The following is a 4,023-nucleotide window of genomic DNA, read 5'->3' as shown; positions in this document are numbered from 1 at the left end:
CAGCGGACGCAGCCACCTGCTGCGCGCCGCGGTCGACGCCGCGCGCGCCGCCGGCCGCCCCGCCCACCTGCTCGCCGCCGCGACCGTCGAGGACGACCTACCCGAGACCCCCGGTGCGCTGCTCGCGATCGACGACGTCGACCAGCTCGGCGCCGCCGCGCAGATCGCGCTCTTCAACGCCTTCAACCGCGCCCGCGGCAACGGCCAGTCGCTGCTGCTGTGCGGCCCCGCCGCCCCGCTCGGCCTGGCGCTGCGCGAGGACCTGCGCACCCGCATCGGGCAGAGCCTGATCTACCAGGTGCAGCCGCTCGACGACGACGCGCGCGCCGAGATCCTCGCCACCCTGGCGGCGCGGCGCGGCCTGCGCCTGGCCGACGAGGTGGTGGACTTCCTGCTGCGCCACGGCCGCCGCGAGCTCTCCAGCCTGCGCGAGGTGCTCGACGCGCTCGACCGCGCCTCGCTCGAGCGCAAGCGCCCGATCACCCTGCCGCTGCTGCGCGACATGATCCAGCAGGGGCTGGAAATCTGAACCCGCGGAGGCGGCGTCCGATGCGCGCCCGCCTTCCTCGAATCCTCATCCACCTGATCCATCTTGCGGAGCCCGATCGTGAATCTCGTCCTCTTCGACCTCGACAACACCCTGCTCGCCGGCGACTCCGACTTCGCCTGGGCGCAGTTCCTCATCGACAAGGGCGTGCTCGACCGCGAGGTGCAGGAAGCGAAGAACATCGAGTTCTACGAGCACTACAAGGCCGGCACGCTCGACATCTTCGCCTTCCTCGACTTCCAGCTCGCCCCCCTCGCCCGCCACCCGCGCGAACAGCTCGACGCCTGGCACAGCGAGTTCATGGCGCGATCGATCCGCCCGATGATCACCCCCAAGGCGCGCACGCTGGTGCGCGAGCACCTCGACAGCGGCGCCCTGGTCGCGGTGGTCACCGCCACCAACGCCTTCGTCACCGGCCCGATCGTGCGCGAGTTCGGCATCCCGCACGTGGTGGCGACCATCCCCGCGCAGCAGGACGGCGCCTTCACCGGCAAGCCGCGCGGCACGCCGGCCTTCAAGGCGGGCAAGATCGAGCGCGTCGACGCCTGGCTGGAGTCGCTCGGCCTGCACCTGCGCAGCTTCGAGCACAGCTGGTTCTACAGCGACTCGCACAACGACCTGCCGCTGATGCAGCGCGTCACCGACCCGGTCGCGGTCGACCCCGACCCCACCCTGCGCGCCCACGCCGAGTCCGCCGGCTGGCCGGTAATCTCGCTGCGCTGACCGTTCGCAGCTGCCGCCGCTCCTAAAGCGCGGCCGGGACGCGCGCCGGTTTGTGTAGGAGCGCCGGCAGGCGCGAAGGCGGCGCCGACCGAAAGCGACGCGCGCCGATGACCCGACCGCCGTCTTCGCAGCTGCCGCAGCTCCTACAGCGCGGCCGGGACGCGCGCCGGTTTATGTAGGAGCGCCGGCAGGCGCGAAAATGGCGCCGACCGAAAGCGACGCGCGTCGATGATCCGACCGCCGTGTTCGCAGCTGCCGCAGCTCCTACAGCTCGGCCGGGACGCGCGCCGGTTTATGTAGGAGCGCCGGCAGGCGCGAAAATGGCGCCGACCGAAAGCGACGCGCGTCGATGATCCGACCGCCGTGTTCGCAGCTGCCGCAGCTCCTACAGCACGGCCGGGACGCGCGCCGGTTTATGTAGGAGCGCCGGCAGGCGCGAAAATGGCGCCGACCGAAAGCGACGCGCGTCGATGATCCGACCGCCGTGTTCGCAGCTGCCGCAGCTCCTACAGCGCGGCCGGGACGCGCGCCGGTTTGTCTAGGAGCGCCGGCAGGCGCGAAAATGGCGCCGACCGAAAGCGACGCGCGTCGATGATCCGACCGCCGTGTTCGCAGCTGCCGCAGCTCCTACAGCACGGCCGGGACGCGCGCCGGTTTATTTAGGAGCGCCGGCAGGCGCGAAAATGGCGCCGACCGAAAGCGACGCGCGTCGATGATCCGACCGCCGTGTTCGCAGCTGCCGCAGCTCCTACAGCACGGCCGGGACGCGCGCCGGTTTATGTAGGAGCGCCGGCAGGCGCGAAGGCGGGGGTGGGCACCGCGAGCCGTGCCTGTTGCGCGACCGCCGCGTTCGCGCAGCGTGCGGGCGATTCGATCGGTTATCATTGCGCGCTTATGCAAGCACGACTCCTTTCCCGATGATCCGCAAGCTGCTGCGCAAGGTCTTCAAGCGCCCGGCCACCCCCGCACGCCACGAACCCGCCATCCTCCCCGTTGAACGCCACGGCATCCGCCGCGAGCAGCTGTCGCCGGCCGCGCGCAAGGTTTGCGCGGTGCTACAGGAGAAGGGCTTCAAGGCCTTCGTCGTCGGCGGCGCGGTGCGCGACCTGCTGATCGGCCAGCCGCCCAAGGACTACGACGTCGCCACCAGCGCCACGCCCGAAGAGGTGCGCGCCGCCTTCCGGCGCTCGCGCATCATCGGCAGGCGCTTCAAGATCGTGCACGTGATGAGCGGGCCGGAGACCATCGAGGTCTCCACCTTCCGCGCCAGCCAGGATGCCGAGAGCACCGACACCGACGAGCACGGCCGCGTGCTGCGCGACAACGTCTTCGGCAATCAGCAGGAAGACGCCACCCGGCGCGACTTCACCGTCAACGCGCTGTACTACGACCCCGGCACCGAGACCATCGTTGACTACCACCACGGCGTCGCCGACATCCAGCAGAAGACGCTGCGCGTGATCGGCGACCCGCGCACGCGCTACCGCGAGGACCCGGTGCGCATGCTGCGCGCGGTGCGCCTGGCGGCCAAGCTCGGGCTGGCCATCGACCCTGCGGCGCGCCAGCCGATCCGCGAGATGGGCCCGCTGCTCGAGAACGTGCCGGCGGCGCGGCTCTTCGACGAGATGTTGAAGCTGCTGTTCTCCGGCCACTCGATGAAGTGCCTGCAGCAGCTGCGCGGCGAGGGCCTGCACCACGGCCTGCTGCCGCTGCTCGACGTGATCCTCGAGCAACCGATGGGCGAGCGCTTCGTCACCCTGGCGCTGGAGAACACCGACGAGCGCGTGCGCGAGGACAAGTCCGTGTCGCCCGGCTTCCTGTTCTCCACGCTGCTCTGGCACGAGGTGCTGAAGACCTGGGACAAGAAGAAGGCCGGCGGCGACCACAGCCAGCCCGCGCTCTTCGAGGCCATGGACGAGGTGCTCGACGCCCAGGCCGGCAAGCTCGCGATCACCCGCCGCATCGCCGGCGACATCAAGGACATCTGGGCCATGCAGCCGCGCTTCGACAAGCGCACCGGCAAGGCGGCCTACCGCGTCATCGAGCAACCACGCTACCGCGCCGGCTGGGACTTCCTGCGCCTGCGCGCGCAGGCCGGCGAGATCCCGATGGAGATCGTCGACTGGTGGGACGACTTCGCCCACGCCGGCCACGACGAGCGCGAGGCGCTGCTGCGCCAGGCGCCGCCCGAGGCCGCCCCGGCCGCGAAGAAGCGCCGCCGGCGCAAGCGCAAGCCGGCCGGCGAGAACGCCACGCCGGCCGACGACGCCGTCGTCGATCCCTCCTGAGCACGCCCGCTTGATCCGCGCATACATCGCCTTCGGCGCCAACCTGGGCGACCCGGCCGCCGCCTTCGCCGACGCCTTGCAGCGCCTCGACGCGCTGCCCGGCACCCGCGTCGTGGCGAGCTCCTCGCTGTACCGCAGCGCCCCGGTGGGCGTCGCCGGCCAGCCCGACTACCTCAACGCGGTGATCGCGCTCGACACCACGCTCGCCCCGCGCCCGCTGCTCGAGGCCCTGCTCGCGATCGAGCACGACGCCGGCCGCCGCCGCGACTTCCCGATGGCGCCGCGCACGATGGACCTCGACCTGCTGCTGCACGGCGACGCGGTGATCGACCAGCCCGGCCTGCAGGTGCCGCATCCGCGCATGCACGAGCGCGCCTTCGCGCTGCTGCCGCTGGCCGAGATCGCCCCCGCGGCGAGCATCCCCGGCCGCGGCGGGGTCGCGGCGCTGCTGCCCGCGCTCGCCGG

The 4,023-nt window shown here is 71.7% G+C and carries 4 protein-coding genes; all 4 read left to right on the top strand.

What is annotated here, in order from left to right; translation table 11 throughout:
- Positions 1 to 529: HdaA/DnaA family protein (locus C667_RS20880; RefSeq protein WP_004381890.1), on the top strand; the 529-nt coding region annotated here is incomplete at its 5' end.
- A 78-nt stretch (positions 530 to 607) separates the two neighbouring features.
- Positions 608 to 1,270: a histidinol-phosphatase gene (locus tag C667_RS20875; protein ID WP_004381889.1), complete on the top strand. Its 663-nt coding sequence runs from the start codon at positions 608 to 610 to the stop codon at positions 1,268 to 1,270.
- 917 nt (positions 1,271 to 2,187) lie between these two features.
- Positions 2,188 to 3,558 carry a polynucleotide adenylyltransferase PcnB gene (pcnB, locus tag C667_RS20870; RefSeq protein ID WP_004381887.1) on the top strand — a complete coding sequence of 457 codons (1,371 nt, stop codon included), beginning with the start codon at positions 2,188 to 2,190 and terminating at the stop codon, positions 3,556 to 3,558.
- Between the two features lie 10 nt (positions 3,559 to 3,568).
- A partial coding sequence (gene folK, locus C667_RS20865) for a 2-amino-4-hydroxy-6-hydroxymethyldihydropteridine diphosphokinase (protein WP_004381885.1) occupies positions 3,569 to 4,023 on the top strand: 455 nt, incomplete at its 3' end.

This window comes from Thauera phenylacetica B4P, assembly GCF_000310225.1.
Taxonomy (GTDB): Bacteria; Pseudomonadota; Gammaproteobacteria; order Burkholderiales; family Rhodocyclaceae; genus Thauera; species Thauera phenylacetica.
This window is presented reverse-complemented; position numbering and strand designations above follow the sequence as displayed.